Below are 15285 nucleotides of genomic sequence, written 5' to 3' on the forward strand. Positions count from 1 at the left end.
GGTGCTTGAGAAGAAGGTGCCGGACTACTCCCCTGTCAAGGCGAATGCGAGGAATTTGTTCGCTCGTTGCATAAAAGCCGCCGCAGGGTTTGGGTCGACCAGCGACACCGCCATGATGCCTTCCAGCGCAGCGAAAATCATTTCCGCGAGCTCGCGCGCTGGCATGGCCTTCGAGGAAGCAGGCCCGCCCTCTTCTTGACGCAATACCTGCTCCAGCCAATCGATGTTTTGCTGCGCAAACAAACGCAGCTCGTCGACGCAGGCTCTCTCCTGAAAGGACGGCTCCCGCACCAGCATCAGGTACATGCACGGGCGCTTCCCGTCCTCCAGCATGCCGGCAAACAGTCCAGCGTATTGCTGCAATTGCGCCGCTGGCGTCAAGTGTCCCGCGTCTGCGATCGCCAGCAGCCGCGACGCTTGTTCCTCGCGGTACTGCCGCATCGCCTGCCGTGCCATGTCTTCTTTCGAAGCGAAGTGATGATAGAGGCTGGGCGCCTTTATTTGCAGTTGATCTGCAATTTGACGCATACCGAGGCCGCTGAAGCCATGCTGCTGGAACAGGCGGATCGCCGCTTCCAGTATGGATTCCCGCGTGAGCGCGGGATGATTTGCTTTGGCGGGGGCCATCGTGGTTTACTCCCTGATCTCGATGCCGCCGTGGTGGGCGACGAACAGCAGCGTATCTTCTACGGCGCAGGCTTCGTGCTCATCGCTTCCTTGAACCTGCAGTACGTCACCGGCACGCAATTCGACATCGTTGAAGCGGATGGCGCCTTCCAGAACGATGATCTGCTCCCAGCCGTGGTGAGTATGTTTTGGAAATAGCGCCCCGGCCTGGAACCTGGCGAAATAGCCACCGTCGCCCTCAATACCGGTCCATGTTGAGCAAGTCTGCACGCCGGGAATACCGGAATTGCACCAATCGCGATTAATCTGCCGAACCAAAATCATTTGCAAACTCCCATGTATGACAACGCGCCATACTCTAACTAACGTTCGTTAGTCTGTCAACGGTGGGCGATGCGTTTGATATCGATTGGCTGCGGCATGTCCCCGGCTAGTTGCGGCAGGCGCAGCGCGCCTGCGTTCAGCCTGGACTTTTACTGCGCGGCAGTGCTGAATGTCCAGCTCTTGTTGATGGCCTTTCCGTCCACCACGGCGATCAGGGCAACGCTGTAGGCCGTGTTCGCTTTGAGCCGCTGTGCCGGTACCAGCGTTGCGGTGAATCCTTGCATCAGCCCGTCGTCCACCAGCGCTGGCCCATTGCTGGCAATGACCGGGCCAAGCTTTCCGGCCTGGTTCACCAGGATTCTGGCCTCAACGGCCGTGCCGCCGACTGGCGCCAGGGCGAACTGGCTGATGGCTATCGGGGTGTTAACCGCCAGTCCCCTGGTTTCGAAACTGACGGTCACCGGCGTGCCAGTTTCCAGCAAGTCCGGCACCGGCGTCGGCGTTTCATTGCGGTTGAAGAAAACAAACGGCACGTCCACCTGGTTCGCGTAGGGGTAAGCGCGGATACTGCCGGCGCCCGGCAACTGCGCCGATTGCGAGATGCTGGTGGCGATGTCGACGACGCACAGCGTGGTGGCGCCGCCAGCCGGATTGAAATTATTGGCCGATATGCCGATGTCTATCGTGCTGGCGAACAGCAAGGCCGCGTGATAGACGGAGTTGGCCCACTCCGCGACACAGGTGGCATACCTATCCGCCGCGCCGGTGCTGTAGATCGCCTCGCCCGAGACTGCCGCCGAGTAGCCGGCAGTGGCAATTCTATCGACAGTGCGGGCGCCGGTAAAACCCATCCTGCCGGCTGTTTCGCCATGCAATTCTGCACTACCGTTCTGGTTGATGTAGCCCCAGTGCGCTTGCGCCGACTTGTCGAGCAGCAGGCTCTGGGCCAGCAAGCCGGAGCCGATTTTGCTGCGCAAGGCGTTGATGGTATTGAATACCGTCAGGCTGCCGCTGCCGGCCGTATAGGTCGGAGCAGGGACCGAGGTGACAAGATTGCCGTCGGCGGGTGGGGCCGGGGTGGGTGCGGCGGGGGGTGTATTGCTCGCCGCGACCGGCGAGCCGCCCGAACCGCCGCCGCCGCAGCCAGCCAGCGATAGCGCCAATACCAGCAGCGGCAAGCCCCTGAACTTAGTCATGGTGTGCCTCCCGACGGCGCAGGATGAGAAGAACCAGACCCAGCCCTAGCAGGGCGATGCTGCCGGGTTCAGCGACAGTGGCCTGCGGCAGCTGGTGCGGCGTCCCGCTGGGATGGGGGCCGGGTGTCGGCATTGGATACACGACGTCGAATGGATCCGGCGCCTGCGCCGGCGCCGCTGGCGCCGGGTAGTCCAGGTAGCTGAATTCGATACTGTTGACGTTGCGGGAAGGCTGGGGCGCGGGGGCGGGATCCGCTAACGCCTGGGCCGCTGCCAGGACAGCGCAGGCCAGCAGGCAAGACTTGAACAGCGTTTTGGCTTCCATATGGCGCTCCAAAGATTTGAGTTAGAAACACTACAAACCATTCGAAGCATCAAGCGTGCCCATTGGTAAGCCACTGATTCGCCGGGCGCATCGGCGGTCCCGCGCCCGGCATGTCAAATCCGGCGACGCGCGGCGGGCGCCGGACAGGAATGGGACAGGCGCGACCGGATGCCGCGCCCGGCTCGCTCAGGAGGCCTTGATGGCGTGGCGTTCGAGCAAGTCGTACAGGGTCGGGCGCGAGACGCCCAGGAGTTCGGAAGCCTTCACGATATTGCCTTCCACGCGGGCCAGCGCGCGCACAATGGCGCGGTATTCGGCCTCGTCGCGCACCTGGCGCAGGTTGAACGGCTCCTCTTCCACCGGCGCGCCGGACAGGCCCAGGTCGTCGGCCGTGATGGCCGGGCCGTCGGCCATGATGATGGCGCGCTTGATGCAGTTTTCCATTTCCCGCACATTGCCCGGCCAGTCGTGGTGGGCGATCTGCGCCAGCGCGTCGGGGCTGAAGTGCAGGTTGCCGCGTCCCTCCTGGGCGCAGAAGCGGTTCTTGAAGTGCTGCGCCAGCAGTACCGCGTCGCCATCGCGCTCGCGCAGCGGCGGGATGGTCAGCACGATCTCCGACAGGCGGTAATACAAGTCTTCGCGGAAACGTCCGGCTTTCACCAGGTCCTTTAGGTTCTGGTGGGTGGCGCAGACGATGCGCACGTCGACCGGGATTTCCTCGTGCCCGCCGACGCGCTCGATCACCCGCTCCTGCAGGAAGCGCAGCAGCTTAGCCTGCAGCGGCATCGGCAAGTCGCCCACCTCGTCGAGGAAGAAGGTGCCGCCGTTGGCCGCTTCCACCTTGCCCTTGGTCTGCTTGACGGCACCGGTGAAGGCGCCCTTCTCGTAACCGAACAGCTCCGATTCGAGCAGGGTTTCCGGAATCGCCGCGCAGTTGATCGCCATGAAGCGTTCCTTGGCGCGCGGGCTGCCCTGGTGCAGGGCGCGGGCGATGACTTCCTTGCCGGTGCCGGATTCGCCCAGCACCATGGTGGTGGCCGAACTCGGCGCCACTTTTTCCACCTGGCGGCAAACCTTCTGCATGCCGGGGTCGCGCGAAATGATGCCGGACAGCGGCGAGTCGGCGCTGCCCTGCTGCATGCGGCGGTTTTCCTGCTGCAGCCCGTGCAGGAAGAAGGCGCGCCGGATCACCAGCGACAGCAGTTCCGGTTCGCAGGGCTTCTGGTGGAAATCGTAGGCGCCCATGGCGATCGCCTGCACGGCGTGGGCGCGGTCCTGGTTGCCGGTCAGGACGATGACCTTGGTGTCCGGGGACAGCGCCAGGATCTGCTGCAGCGTGGCCAGGCCTTCGGTGGCGCCGTCCGGGTCGGGCGGCAGGCCCAGGTCCATGGTGCAGACGGCCGGCTCGTGGCGGCGCAATTGGGCCAGGGCGGCTTCGCGGTCGCCCGCCACCACCACATCGTAGTCGTCGAAACTCCACTTGAGCTGCTTCTGCAGGCCCGGGTCGTCTTCAATGATCAACAGCTTCGGTTTGCTCTGGCTCACAACATGTCCTCGCGCCGTCAGGCGGCTTGTTCAATGGTTTGCTGGCGGTACAGCGGGAGGCTGACCGTGAATGTGGTGCCTTGCTCGGGCACGCTGCGCACCTGCAGCGTTCCACCCAGCTGGTGGATGTACTCCCGGCTTTCAAACGCGCCAATGCCCATGCCGGCCGACTTGGTCGAATCGAACGGCTTGAACAGGCGCTCGCGGATGAATTCTTCGCTCATGCCGGAACCGGTGTCGATCACCTCGACCTGCACCCGTTCGCCGGCCGCGGCCACGCGCACCGTCACCTGGCCATCGCGCGGCGTGGCTTCGATGGCGTTCTGGATCAGGTGGCCCAGCACGCGTTCCAGGCGCTCCGCTTCCGCCAGCACCCGCAGCCCCGCCTGCGCGACCTGCAGCTGCGGCTTGGGCTCGAAGGCGGCCTTCAGCGCCACGGCCTGGGCCAGCACCTGGCCCACGTCCTGCGGCACAGCCCGCTCGGGCGAGGCGGTACGGCTGAGTTTTTGCAGCATCAATTTCATTTTCTGCACCGACAGGTTGACCGTTTCCATCATATCGCGCTGGAACTCGGGATTGTCGGCATGTTTTTCCGCATTGGCGGTCATCAGCGACAACTGCGCCACCAGGTTCTTCAAATCATGCACCACGAAGGTGGAGAGGCGGTTGAAGGAGTCGAACTGGCGCGCCAGCATCAGGGCATTGTCGGCTTCCTGCTGCGCCAGGTAGGAGGCGGCCTGGGTGCCGGCGATCTTCAGCAAGTCCAGCACTTCCCAGTTCAGCTTGACGCCGCTGCGCGAGTCCATCAGGACCACGAAACCGGCCATGCGGCCCTGCAGCAGCAGCGGCACCACCAGCCAGGCCTTGGGGAAATGCTGCAGCCATTCAGGCAGCGCCACTTCCGGGTCGTGCAGCACGTGCGCGCCCACGTCGACCAGCCACTGCTTGCTCTCCATCAGCTGGCAGAACGGCGAATCGGCCGGCTCGCTGGCGTGCTGGGCTTGCACATGCCAGGAAGCCAGCGGCTCGAAGCGCTGCTCGCGGCGTACCCACAAGGCGCCGCCCTGGCTCTCCACCAGTTCGGCGAGGGCGGAAATGCTGCGTTCGCCCAGGTTGGGGCCGGTGGCCGCCAGGGTGCGGGTAAACGCCAGCCATTCTTCGCGGTAATCGTAATTGTAGCGGTAGAAGTGCTTGCTGATGAACACCTTCAGCCAAGCGCGGAAGGCCCCGGAAAACAGCACGCCGGCCAGCAGGAAAGTGGCGCCGAACAGGAAGGCCAGCTGCATCAGCCCGCCCCAGGAACCGCCCACGAAGCGCAGGTAGTACGCCGCCATGCTCATGGCCAGCAGGTAGAGCGCCGAGCCCAGCAGCGCCGCGGAATGGAAGGCCACACGGCGCGACACGGCCAGCTGGGCTGGCCAGGACTGGCTGCGCAGCATGGAAATGGCCAGCAGCGGGACGGTCAGGGCATTGACCACGCCACGCGCCGCCCACAGTTCGGGATCGAGCTCGCGCAGCAGCAGCATGTCGCTGTACAGGTAGAAGTCATAGGCGAACATGGCGCCCAGGCCAAGGCAGACGAACTTGATGGCCCAGCGCACCTGCACACTGCGGTCGCGGTACAGCTGCTCGACCAGCAGCATGCCCAGCACCGCCATGCCAAGGCGGCCGACCGACAGCAGGTGGAAGGCCAGGCCGTTCGGCAGCTGCGCCGCCAGCATGCCAGCGACGGCCATGGCCAGGTACACCGCCGCACTGACCTGGAAGGTGCGCGCACTGCGCTGCCACAGGCCCAGCATGGATAGCAGCAACGCGGTCCAGGCGGCATTGCGCAGCCATTCGGCGCCGTGCAGCACCCAGGCCGCCCACGGCACCACGGTGGCGCTGGCCATCACGCCGCCCCACAGCGCGGTGGTCAGCGAGGCGGCCGCCAGCGAACGGTGGTGCGGGCGGTGGCGCCAGCCCGTCAGGAGCAGCAAGCTAAACAAGAGGAACGCCAGCGCGGCGCTGGCGTAACTGAAGGCCGTGGTGCTGGTCGGCATCAGGGCTCCATGTGCTTAACGGCCTCCCCTGAACATGACCACCTTGATGGTATCGATCAGGACCAGCACATCGAGCAGAAGGCTGTTGTTCTTGACGTAGTACAGGTCGTACTGCAGTTTCTGCAGCGCGTCTTCGACCGTATCGCCATAGCCGTAGCGCACCTGGGCCCAGCCGGTGATACCCGGCTTGATGCTGTGGCGCACATTGTAATAAGGTACCCGCTCCGTCAGCTGCTCGACAAAGTAAGGACGCTCGGGGCGCGGGCCGACGAAGGACATTTCCCCCTTCAGCACATTGAGGATTTGCGGCAGTTCGTCAATGCGCAGCTTGCGGATGATATTGCCCACGCGCGTGATGCGCGGGTCGTTCCTGGCGGCCCACTGCGGCGTCCCGTTCTTTTCCGCGTTCTTGAACATGCTGCGGAATTTCAGGACGCGGAACACATGGCCGTCCTTGCCGACCCGCTCCTGCGAGTAGAAGATCGGCGCACCGTCCTCGATCACGATGGCGATGGCGGTGATGAGCATGACGGGCAGTGACACCACCAGCAGGGACAGGCTGGCCACCACGTCCACCGCACGCTTCATGAAGGAACGGATGAAGCTCTGGTCGAAGCCGCCGCCGAACACCAGCCACGATGGCTGCACCGACTCAACCCGGATCTGGTAGGTCTCGCGCTCGAAGAAGGTGGCGGCGTCGGTGACCTGGATGCCGTACAGCTTGCAATCGAGCAGCTCCTTGATCGGGAAGGCGCCGCCGCGGCGGTTCTGCACCGAAACCACGATTTCCGTGACGCGCTGGGCGTTGGCCAGGGCCACCAGCGAACCGCCTTCCGGCAGGTGCAGCAGCTGGTTCTGCGGCACGCAGGTTTCCTCCGACGGCACCGCGATGAAGCCGGCGATATCGTAGCGGCGGTAGTTGGTGTCGCGCACCGCCAGTTCGCCGCATTCCTTGGCCATCGCGCCGCAGCCGAGGAAAATGATGCGGGTGGCCAGGAAATGCGTGCGCGAGGTCTTCAGGAACATGGCGCGCGCCAGCAGGATGCCGGAACCGGCGATGAGGAAGACCAGCACCAGGATGCCGCGCCCGAAGTACAGGTCGGGCGCCAGGTAGAACACCAGGGTCAGGATGCAGAAACCCATGGCGAACGAAGGCATCAATTGCAGGAAGAAGGGATTGCGCAAGCCTTCCTGGAAATTGATCTGGTACATGCCCAGCGCGGACATGCTGAACACGATGGCGGCCGCAAAAATGCAGGCCGACATGAAGAAGTGGTCGAGCTTCGGTATGGCGAACTGGTCACCGTCGAAAAAACGCAGACCAGCACCGGCGTAGAACGAGCCAATCAGGATCAACACTTCCAGGAAGAGCAGGCTGAACACAACCTTGGAGATGTAGTGATTGGAAATTCTTAGCATTTTTATTCCCTCCCGCTTACTGCTTATGCCGGCCGTGAAAGCGCGCGCGGCTTTCGGACCATGCCCGGTTCCTTAGTGTTGCGGGGCCAGATGGCGGACGTACCAGTCCATGGCCTCTTTCAAACCCTCGCCGATACGGTGCGAGGGATCAAAACCCAACAGCTCACGCGCCTTGCTGATATCGGCCTGCGAATGGCGCACGTCGCCGGCCCGGAACCCCTGGTATTGGGCCTGATGCTGGCGCAGGTGCGGGAAACGCTCCTGCAGGAGTTCGCGCATCATCAGGTAAAGTTGGTTGAGACTGGTGCGCTCGTTGAGCGCCACGTTGTACACCTGGTTGACGGCGCCCGGCTTGTCGGCCAGGGCTGCCAGCAGGTTCGCTTGCACCACGTTATCGATAAAGCAGAAATCGCGGCTGGTTTCGCCGTCGCCGTTGATGAGCAGGGGACGGTTGCGGATCAGGGCCGACACCCACTGCGGGATGACCGCCGCATAGGCGCCGTCCGGATCCTGGCGCGGGCCGAACACATTGAAATAGCGCAGGCCGATGGTTTCCATGCCATAGGTACGGGCAAACACATCGGCATACAGCTCGTTGGCGTATTTGGTGACGGCATACGGCGACAGCGGCCGGCCGATGGTGTCTTCCACCTTGGGCAGGGCGGGATGGTCGCCGTAGGTGGAGCTCGATGCCGCGTAGACGAAGCGCTTGACTGGCGCGTCGCGCGCCGCCACCAGCATGTTCAGGAAGCCGGTCACATTGGTGCCGTGGGTCAGCAGCGGATCGTCGATCGAGCGGCTGACCGACCCCAGGGCGGCTTCGTGCAGGATGTAGTCTTTCCCGGCGCAGGCGGCGTGGCAGGCGGCCAGGTCGCGGATATCGGCTTCGATGAAGCTGAAGGAAGCCCAGGCTTCGGAACCGACCGCCTCGCGCACCTGGTCCAGGTTGTGCTGGTGGCCGGTGGCGAAGTTGTCCAGGCCCGTGACCTGCTGGCCGAGCTTGAGCAGCGCCTCCACCAGGTTGGAGCCGATGAAACCGGCCGCCCCCGTCACCAGCCAATGGTATCGCTGGCCACGCAAGTGCAGCCGCACGTCGTCGAACTTGCCCACTACCGCCCTCCAGGCTTCCCTAATACTTTTTTGTTACAGGCGCCAGACGCTGTAGCCAGCTTCTTCCAGGCCTGCCATATTGAATGCCGACTTCACGTCGATGAAGACGCCGCCCGGGTTCAGCTTCGAAGCCAGCTCGCCCAGCGACAGCGCCAGCAGCTCCTTGTGCGAGACCGCCGCCACCAGCGCATCGGCTTGCGGCAGGTCATCCCATGCTTCCAGACGAATACCGTATTCGTGCACCGATTCGGCGTTGTCCGCCACCGGGTCGTGCACATGCACATCGAGACCGTACGATTGCAGTTCGAACACAACGTCCGCCACCTTCGAATTGCGCAAGTCCGGGCAGTTTTCCTTGAAGGTCAGGCCCAGCACGTTCACTTTCGCGCCCTTGATGTGGCAGCCCGCCGCGATCATCTGCTTGACGGTTTTCTCGGCCACGAACTTGGCCATGCCGTCATTGATGCGGCGCCCCGCCAGGATGACCTGCGGGTGGTAGCCGATCATGTCGGCCTTGTGGGTCAGGTAGTAAGGATCGACGCCGATGCAGTGGCCGCCAACCAGACCGGGACGGAAAGGCAGGAAATTCCACTTGGTGCCAGCCGCCTGCAACACTTCCAGCGTATCGATGCCGATCTTGTCGAAGATGATCGCCAGCTCGTTCATCAGCGCGATATTCAGGTCGCGCTGGGTGTTCTCGATGACCTTGGCGGCCTCCGCCACTTTCACGGAAGAAGCCCGGTATACCCCAGCAGTCACTATCGATTCATATAGTTTAGCAACCTCTTCGAGAGTTGCTGGATTATCTCCGGACACCACTTTCAGGATAGTGGTCAGGCGGTGCTGCTTGTCGCCCGGATTGATGCGCTCAGGGGAATAACCGACGTTGAAATCCTGCGGCCATTTCAGGCCGGAATGCTGTTCCAGGACAGGAATGCAGACTTCCTCGGTGGCGCCCGGGTAGACCGTCGATTCGTACACGACGATGGCGCCCTTCTTCATGTGTTGGCCGACCGTGGTCGAGGCACCGACCAGGGGGCTGAAATCGGGGGCATGGGCGATGTCGACCGGGGTCGGCACGGCGACCACGATGTAGTCGGCTTCGGCCAATGCGGCCGGGTCGTACGTCACGTGCAACTGGGTCGCTGCGCGCAACTCCGCTTCCGACACTTCGCCGGTGGGGTCGCAGAACTTGCGGTAATTCTCAATCTTGGATTGCGACAGATCGAAACCAATGGTCTTGCGCTTCTTGCCGAATTCGACCGCCAAAGGCAGGCCCACATAGCCCAAACCTACGACTGCTACAACCTTGTTGTCATCCATATCAGGTTCCCGTGAGAATTACCTATTACTATTATGCTAATAATATATATCAGTTGGCCGGCAACTACAATGTACAGTTCACAATTCGTGCCTTTTCCACCAGGAAAAGTGAGGATTACGTGCCAGCGCGTGTAACAATCTGCCAGTATTCCGTTGGTCAAATGCGACAATGATGTATGAATCATTTGCCAATTATCTTGTGCATTTGATACGGATTGTCAATTTTACACGGAAGCCCGCAAGCTGTCACAGCCTTTCCATCGCACTGCACCATAAAGCAACGCGGCGGCCCGCAGGCCGCCGAGGTTAATCAAATTATAATTGTTTATTGAGACAAGGCGATGACGGGACGCGTGCTGGACGCGGGCGGCAGTGCCGGGCGTTGCGCCGGCGCCGCACTGCGGGCGGCGATTTCCTTCAGCTTGAACACGGCAAACGCTTGCGCCACCCACTCGGTCTGGCGCGCCAGGCTGCTGGCCGCCGCCGCCGCCTGCTCGACCAGGGCGGCGTTCTGCTGCGTGATATCGTCGATCTGCACCACCGCCTGGTTGACCTGGCCGATGCCGCGGCTTTGTTCCTCGGTGGCATGCTGGATCTCATCCATGACGCGGGTGACGCGGCCCACCGATTCGATCACTTCGCTCATGGTGGCGCCGGCGTTATTGGTCAGTTTCGCGCCCGCGTCGACCTTGGCGATCGAGCTGTCGATCAGCTGTTTGACTTCCTTGGCCGCCGTGGCCGAGCGCTGGGCCAGGCTGCGCACTTCGGTGGCCACCACCGCGAAGCCCTTGCCGTGCTCGCCGGCGCGCGCCGCTTCCACCGCCGCATTCAGGGCCAGGATATTGGTCTGGAAGGCGATGCCGTCGATCATGCCGATGATGTCGAGGATCTTGCGCGAGGACTGGCTGATATCGTCCATGGTCTGCACCACCTGCGAGACGATGTCGCCGCCGGCCGCCGCCACGCTGGAGGCCTGGCCGGCCAGCTCGTTGGCGCTGTTCACGCTGGCCGCGCTCTGCTGCACATTGCTGGTCAGCTGCTCCATGCTGGCGGCGGTCTGCTGCAGGCTCGACGCCTGCGACTCCGTGCGGCCCGACAGGTCCATGTTGCCGCTGGCGATTTCACTGGTGGCGGTCTGGATCTCGTCGAAATTGCTGCGCACGTCGCCGATGATGCTGTGCAGGTTGACGTTGGTCTGGCGCAGCGCGGCCAGCAACTGCCCCATTTCATTGTCAGCCCCGATTTCCAGCACCCCCGTCAGGTCGCCGCCCGCCATCTTGCGCGCGAAACCGGTGGCCTGGCGCAGCGGCAGCACGACGGCGCGGTGCAGCGAATACCAGAAGTACAGCGCCGCCGCGATGAAGCCGGCATTGGCCAGGGTCAGCCACGTGGGCGCCCCTTGCGCGGCACCGGAGACCGCCAGGAAGGCCAGCAGGCCGGTCAGCGCCGCCATGCCGATGCCGATATGCCGGGCCAGCGACAGATCGCGCAGCTGGCTGGCCCAGTTGCGCCAGCCGCGCTGGCGCAGGCGGCCGCGTTCGAGGCGCAGGCGGCGCGGGTTGCCGTCGCGGATTTCGCGGTAGAGACGATCGGCTTGCGCCACCTGGTCGCGACTGGGCTTGGTGCGCACCGACATATAGCCGACCGGCCGCCCCGCTTCGATCACCGGCGTGACATGCGCATAGACCCAGTAGAAGTCGCCGTTCTTGCAGCGGTTCTTCACCATGCCGCTCCACGGCATGCCGGCCTTGATCGAGGTCCACAGGTCGGCAAAGGCTTCCGCCGGCATGTCGGGATGGCGCAGGATGTTCTGCGGTGCGCCGATCAGTTCGTCCTCCGTGAAGCCGCTGACTTCGATGAAGTAGGGATTGGCGTAGGTGATCTTGCCCTTCAGATCCGTGGTCGAAACAATGGTCTTGCCCTCGTCCAGGATGAACTCCTGGCTCGTGACAGGGGTGTTGAGGCGCATGGCGGTACTCCTATTCGGCTATTTGGGAATGGATTTCGCACGAACCGGGAGTTGGGGTCCGCATGGCCGGAATGGGGCGCGATCAGGGGCCGCCTGCCATGTCATGGGCTGAAGTATAGGAAGGCGGTGCGTTGCAGAAACTCACCAAAAGTTACGATTGAAAAATTTTATAGGCAAGCCGCAACACTTGCGGCTTGCTATCAAGCGGCGGCGCCACGCCGCAGCATGCCGCGCACTTCGGCCACCATGGCGCGGTTGAAGGCCAGGCAGGCCAGGCCGTAGGCCAGCATGCCGCCCAACACCTCCGCCACCAGGGCCCAGGCGCGCGGCTGGGCGGCCAGCGGCGCGCGCAGCAGGGTGACGGCGCCGAACATCAGGGCCGCGCACAGCACGGCCGGGCCGGCGCGCCGCACCACGTCGCCGGCGCCGAGGCCGATCACCTTCAGCATGCGGCGCATGTTCAGCATCAGCACCAGCGGGTACACCAGCAGCCAGGCAAAGGCGATGCCCTGGATGCCCCAGCGGCTGCTTAGATAGAAAGCGGGCGGCATGACGGTGCAGCCCAGGATCACATTGCGCAGCCCCACACCCGGCTGGCCCAGGGCGTCGGTCACGGTCGGCAGCAGCTGCGCCAGGGCGCGGAACGGCATGATCAGGCACAGCACCTGCAAGGGCAGCACGGCGCCGCTCCAGCCCGGTCCCAGCACCACGTGCACCAGTTCGGGCGCCACGCTGGCCATGCCCCACAGCATGGGGAAGGCCAGCAGGCCCACATAGCCCAGCACTTGCAGGACGCCGGCACGGATCGCCGGCATATCGTGCTGGGCCCGCGCCAGCACCGGGAACAGGGCCTGGTTGAGAATGGCCGTGATGCGCTGCATGGGGAGCGAGGCCAGGTGCATCGAGACCGAGTACAGGCCCAGCAGCTGGTCGCCCAGCACCCGGCCCACAATCAGGATATCGGCCTGCATGAAGCAATACCACAGCAGGCGCGCCGCCGTCATCTTGCCGCCGAAACCAAGCAAGGCGCCCATGCCCTGCCCCGGCCACTGCGGCCGCCAGTAACTGGGCGCGCAGCAGTTCAGCGCCAGCGCGCGCAACAGCAGGCTGGCCAGGGTACCCAGCGCCAGCGCCCAGACGCCCGCCCCGGTCAGGGCCAGGGCCAGCGTCACCAGACTACCGCCAACGGCCCCGCCCAGTTCGATCAGCGAGCGCTCGCGGTACGCCAGGTCGCGCTGCAGCTGCGCGTCGGGCAGCACCACCAGCGGCAGCAGCAGGAATTGCGAGGACAGCGCATGCACCAGCGCTTGCAGGCGCGGCTCATGGTAGAAGGCCGCCACCAGGGGCGCCGCCGCATTGGCCAGCGCAAACAGCAGCAGGTTGACCAGCCAGATGATGCCGAGCGCCTTGCGGAAGTCCTGCTCGCTGACTTCCTTGCGCTGCACCAGCGCCGGCCCCAGCCCGACTTCGGAAAACATGAGCAGCAGGCCCAGCAGCACAGTGGCCATGGCCAGCAAGCCATAGTCGGTCGGCAGCAGCAGGCGCATCACATAAATCGTGATGCCCCAGGTGATCACCTGGCTGCCCAGCTTTGCGCCCGCGACCCATTTGACGCCGCGTGCGACTTCGGACTGCAGGTTCATTGGGTCCGCACCCAATAGCGGTGCAGGCTGTTCGGCAGGCGCAGGTGGAAGGACAGGCGCCCTTTGCCCAGGCGCATGGCCAGCAGGAAGGCATAGGTGGTAAACCGGCTCAGGTACTTACCGGCGAACTCCGGCGCCTTGAGCATGCTGCGCAGGCTGTCGGCGCCGCGCCGCGCATGCTGGCGCAATTGCTCGGGGCCGAATTCGTCCCACTGGTAGCTCATTTCCGTCGGCACCGGCAGCGGGCATGGCACATGGCCCGGATAGGCCTGCCATGGCACTTCCAGCACGCCGCCGCCGAAGCAGGCCAGCCAGTCCATGTAGAACACGTGGCGCAGGAAGGGGTCGGCCGGTTCGGACAGCACGCCTTCCAGCAGCTCGCCGTCGAAGAACGGCAGCTCGAACTCGATGCGCGTGGTATCCAGCGTTTCGAAATGGTGGAACAGGTGGCGGCGCTGGTCGTTCAGCACCAGGAACAGGAACATCTTGTGGGCCGGGTCGCGCGGGGTCAGCGCATCGAGTTCGGCGCGCATGCCCTGCTCCACCTGCTGCTGCAGCTGGCGGCCCAGTTCCGGCTTCATCAGGCGCACCGACAGGTGGCAGTGGTTGAAGTCGCGGAAAATGCCGAGCGCCTGGTCGGGCCGGCCGGCGCGCACGGCGGCGTACATGGCTTCGGTCAGGTAGACCGCTCCCATGCAAACGCTGCCGCCGTCGCCGGACCAGATCACCTGGGGGCGCGGCAATGGGCCGGCCGTGGTCTGCGCCTTGCCCAGCCATTCGAGCACGGACGCTTTGCTGTACGGGTCGCCTTCCACAAAGGGGCGCATTTCCAGGCGGCTATGGGTGGTGCCGAGGCGCTCGGCAGCCATGGCGCCCAGGCCCTGGTCCTGGCTTTGGGCCGGGGCGAAATTGCTGGTGGCGACAGCCACCTCCTCATCGCGCAGGGCTGCCACGATGGCGCGCGAATCCAGGCCGCCGCTCAGGAAGGCAGCCGCCGCGTGGTCGCCGCCCAGGCGTGCGCGCACGGCCTCGCGGAAGATACGGTACAGGCGCTGCGGCCCCGGCTCCCCGCCGGCGGGACGCGCCGCGATCTGGTCCCAGCGCCAGTAGCGGCGGCGCTGCAGGTCGGCGCCATCCACGCTCAGCACTTCACCGGCGTGCAGGCAGACGATGTCGCGGTAAGGGGTGCGGTCCGACAGGGGGAAGCCGAAGCAGGCCGCTTCCGCCACGCCTTGCAAGTCGAGTTCGCGCGGCATGCCCTGCAGCGCTTCCAGGATGCGCTGGGCCGTGGCAAAGATCACAAAGTCCTTCTGAATCCAGCAATACAGCGGACGCACGCCGCACTTGTCGGTGGCCAGGTGCAGGCGCCCATCGTCGTGCGCCACCACCAGGCAATAGGTGCCGCGGCTGGCGCGCAAGCCGTCCTGGGAGCCGGCAGCCAGCTCATGGGCCAGCTGCGCCAGGCTGGCGTCGCGGCCCAGGGCGGCGGCGCCCGGGGGCTGCAGCAGTGGCGCACCCGCCACAAAGGCATGCAGGCCGTCGCCGTGATAGGCGCCGCTGCCGCCCAGTGCGCCGAGCTCCAGACTGACAACAAAGCTGCGGCTGGTGTGGATTTCACGCAACCTTGCCTCATCGCCCGGATGGCGCGAAAGATTGCGCCGCAGCTGGTCGATCAGCGCGGGCGGCAAGGTGGCGGCGGGATGGCGGGCGACAATTCCGGCAAAGATAGACATGGTAGCGAGGATTAGGTGTGCATTCCGTA

General features: G+C 64.4%; 12 protein-coding genes. All 12 read right to left on the reverse strand.

What is annotated here, in order from left to right:
• Positions 1 to 24: 24 nt before the first annotated feature.
• Positions 25 to 627, reverse strand: coding sequence for a TetR/AcrR family transcriptional regulator (locus H597_RS0117395; RefSeq protein ID WP_028103247.1), 603 nt, complete (start codon positions 625 to 627; stop codon positions 25 to 27).
• Positions 628 to 633: 6 nt separating this feature from the next.
• On the reverse strand, positions 634 to 951 hold the full coding sequence (locus H597_RS34205; protein ID WP_083941159.1) for a cupin domain-containing protein: 318 nt from the start codon (positions 949 to 951) through the stop codon (positions 634 to 636).
• Between the two features lie 149 nt (positions 952 to 1100).
• Positions 1101 to 2147, reverse strand: coding sequence for a spore germination YkwD domain-containing protein (locus H597_RS0117405; RefSeq protein WP_154668149.1), 1047 nt, complete (start codon positions 2145 to 2147; stop codon positions 1101 to 1103).
• A complete protein-coding gene (locus H597_RS0117410; protein WP_028103249.1) occupies positions 2140 to 2472 on the reverse strand; it encodes a PEP-CTERM sorting domain-containing protein in 333 nt (110 codons plus the stop codon). Before H597_RS0117410 ends, H597_RS0117405 begins: the two co-directional genes overlap by 8 nt.
• Positions 2473 to 2658: 186 nt before the next feature.
• Positions 2659 to 4017 (reverse strand): PEP-CTERM-box response regulator transcription factor, encoded by a 1359-nt coding sequence (gene prsR / locus H597_RS0117415; protein ID WP_028103250.1) that lies wholly within the window; start codon positions 4015 to 4017, stop codon positions 2659 to 2661.
• Between the two features lie 17 nt (positions 4018 to 4034).
• Positions 4035 to 6059, reverse strand: a complete 2025-nt coding sequence (gene prsK / locus H597_RS0117420) for an XrtA/PEP-CTERM system histidine kinase PrsK (RefSeq protein WP_035374574.1) — start codon at positions 6057 to 6059, stop codon at positions 4035 to 4037.
• A 15-nt stretch (positions 6060 to 6074) separates the two neighbouring features.
• Positions 6075 to 7478 (reverse strand): TIGR03013 family XrtA/PEP-CTERM system glycosyltransferase, encoded by a 1404-nt coding sequence (locus tag H597_RS0117425; protein ID WP_028103252.1) that lies wholly within the window; start codon positions 7476 to 7478, stop codon positions 6075 to 6077.
• Positions 7479 to 7550: 72 nt separating this feature from the next.
• Positions 7551 to 8588: an SDR family oxidoreductase gene (locus tag H597_RS0117430; protein WP_028103253.1), complete on the reverse strand. Its 1038-nt coding sequence runs from the start codon at positions 8586 to 8588 to the stop codon at positions 7551 to 7553.
• Positions 8589 to 8621: 33 nt separating this feature from the next.
• Positions 8622 to 9911: a nucleotide sugar dehydrogenase gene (locus H597_RS0117435; RefSeq protein WP_028103254.1), complete on the reverse strand. Its 1290-nt coding sequence runs from the start codon at positions 9909 to 9911 to the stop codon at positions 8622 to 8624.
• A gap of 325 nt (positions 9912 to 10236) precedes the next feature.
• Positions 10237 to 11880 carry a methyl-accepting chemotaxis protein gene (locus H597_RS0117440; RefSeq protein ID WP_028103255.1) on the reverse strand — a complete coding sequence of 548 codons (1644 nt, stop codon included), beginning with the start codon at positions 11878 to 11880 and terminating at the stop codon, positions 10237 to 10239.
• A gap of 200 nt (positions 11881 to 12080) precedes the next feature.
• On the reverse strand, positions 12081 to 13523 hold the full coding sequence (locus H597_RS0117445) for a lipopolysaccharide biosynthesis protein (RefSeq protein WP_028103256.1): 1443 nt from the start codon (positions 13521 to 13523) through the stop codon (positions 12081 to 12083).
• A complete protein-coding gene (locus H597_RS0117450) occupies positions 13520 to 15256 on the reverse strand; it encodes an asparagine synthase-related protein (protein ID WP_028103257.1) in 1737 nt (578 codons plus the stop codon). Before H597_RS0117450 ends, H597_RS0117445 begins: the two co-directional genes overlap by 4 nt.
• Between the last annotated feature and the right edge of the window lie 29 nt (positions 15257 to 15285).

This window comes from Pseudoduganella violaceinigra DSM 15887 (assembly GCF_000425385.1).
GTDB lineage: Bacteria > Pseudomonadota > Gammaproteobacteria > Burkholderiales > Burkholderiaceae_D > Rugamonas > Rugamonas violaceinigra.

Bases quoted from the DNA above. Each gene is read 5' to 3' on its own strand.
- prsK (WP_035374574.1), bottom strand. From the start codon at position 6,059: ATGCCGACCAGCACCACGGCCTTCAGTTACGCCAGCGCCGCGCTGGCG.
- H597_RS0117440 (WP_028103255.1), bottom strand. From the start codon at position 11,880: ATGCGCCTCAACACCCCTGTCACGAGCCAGGAGTTCATCCTGGACGAG.
- H597_RS0117410 (WP_028103249.1), bottom strand. From the start codon at position 2,472: ATGGAAGCCAAAACGCTGTTCAAGTCTTGCCTGCTGGCCTGCGCTGTC.
- H597_RS0117445 (WP_028103256.1), bottom strand. From the start codon at position 13,523: ATGAACCTGCAGTCCGAAGTCGCACGCGGCGTCAAATGGGTCGCGGGC.
- H597_RS0117435 (WP_028103254.1), bottom strand. From the start codon at position 9,911: ATGGATGACAACAAGGTTGTAGCAGTCGTAGGTTTGGGCTATGTGGGC.
- H597_RS0117405 (WP_154668149.1), bottom strand. From the start codon at position 2,147: ATGACTAAGTTCAGGGGCTTGCCGCTGCTGGTATTGGCGCTATCGCTG.
- H597_RS0117395 (WP_028103247.1), bottom strand. From the start codon at position 627: ATGGCCCCCGCCAAAGCAAATCATCCCGCGCTCACGCGGGAATCCATA.
- H597_RS34205 (WP_083941159.1), bottom strand. From the start codon at position 951: ATGATTTTGGTTCGGCAGATTAATCGCGATTGGTGCAATTCCGGTATT.
- H597_RS0117425 (WP_028103252.1), bottom strand. From the start codon at position 7,478: ATGCTAAGAATTTCCAATCACTACATCTCCAAGGTTGTGTTCAGCCTG.
- H597_RS0117450 (WP_028103257.1), bottom strand. From the start codon at position 15,256: ATGTCTATCTTTGCCGGAATTGTCGCCCGCCATCCCGCCGCCACCTTG.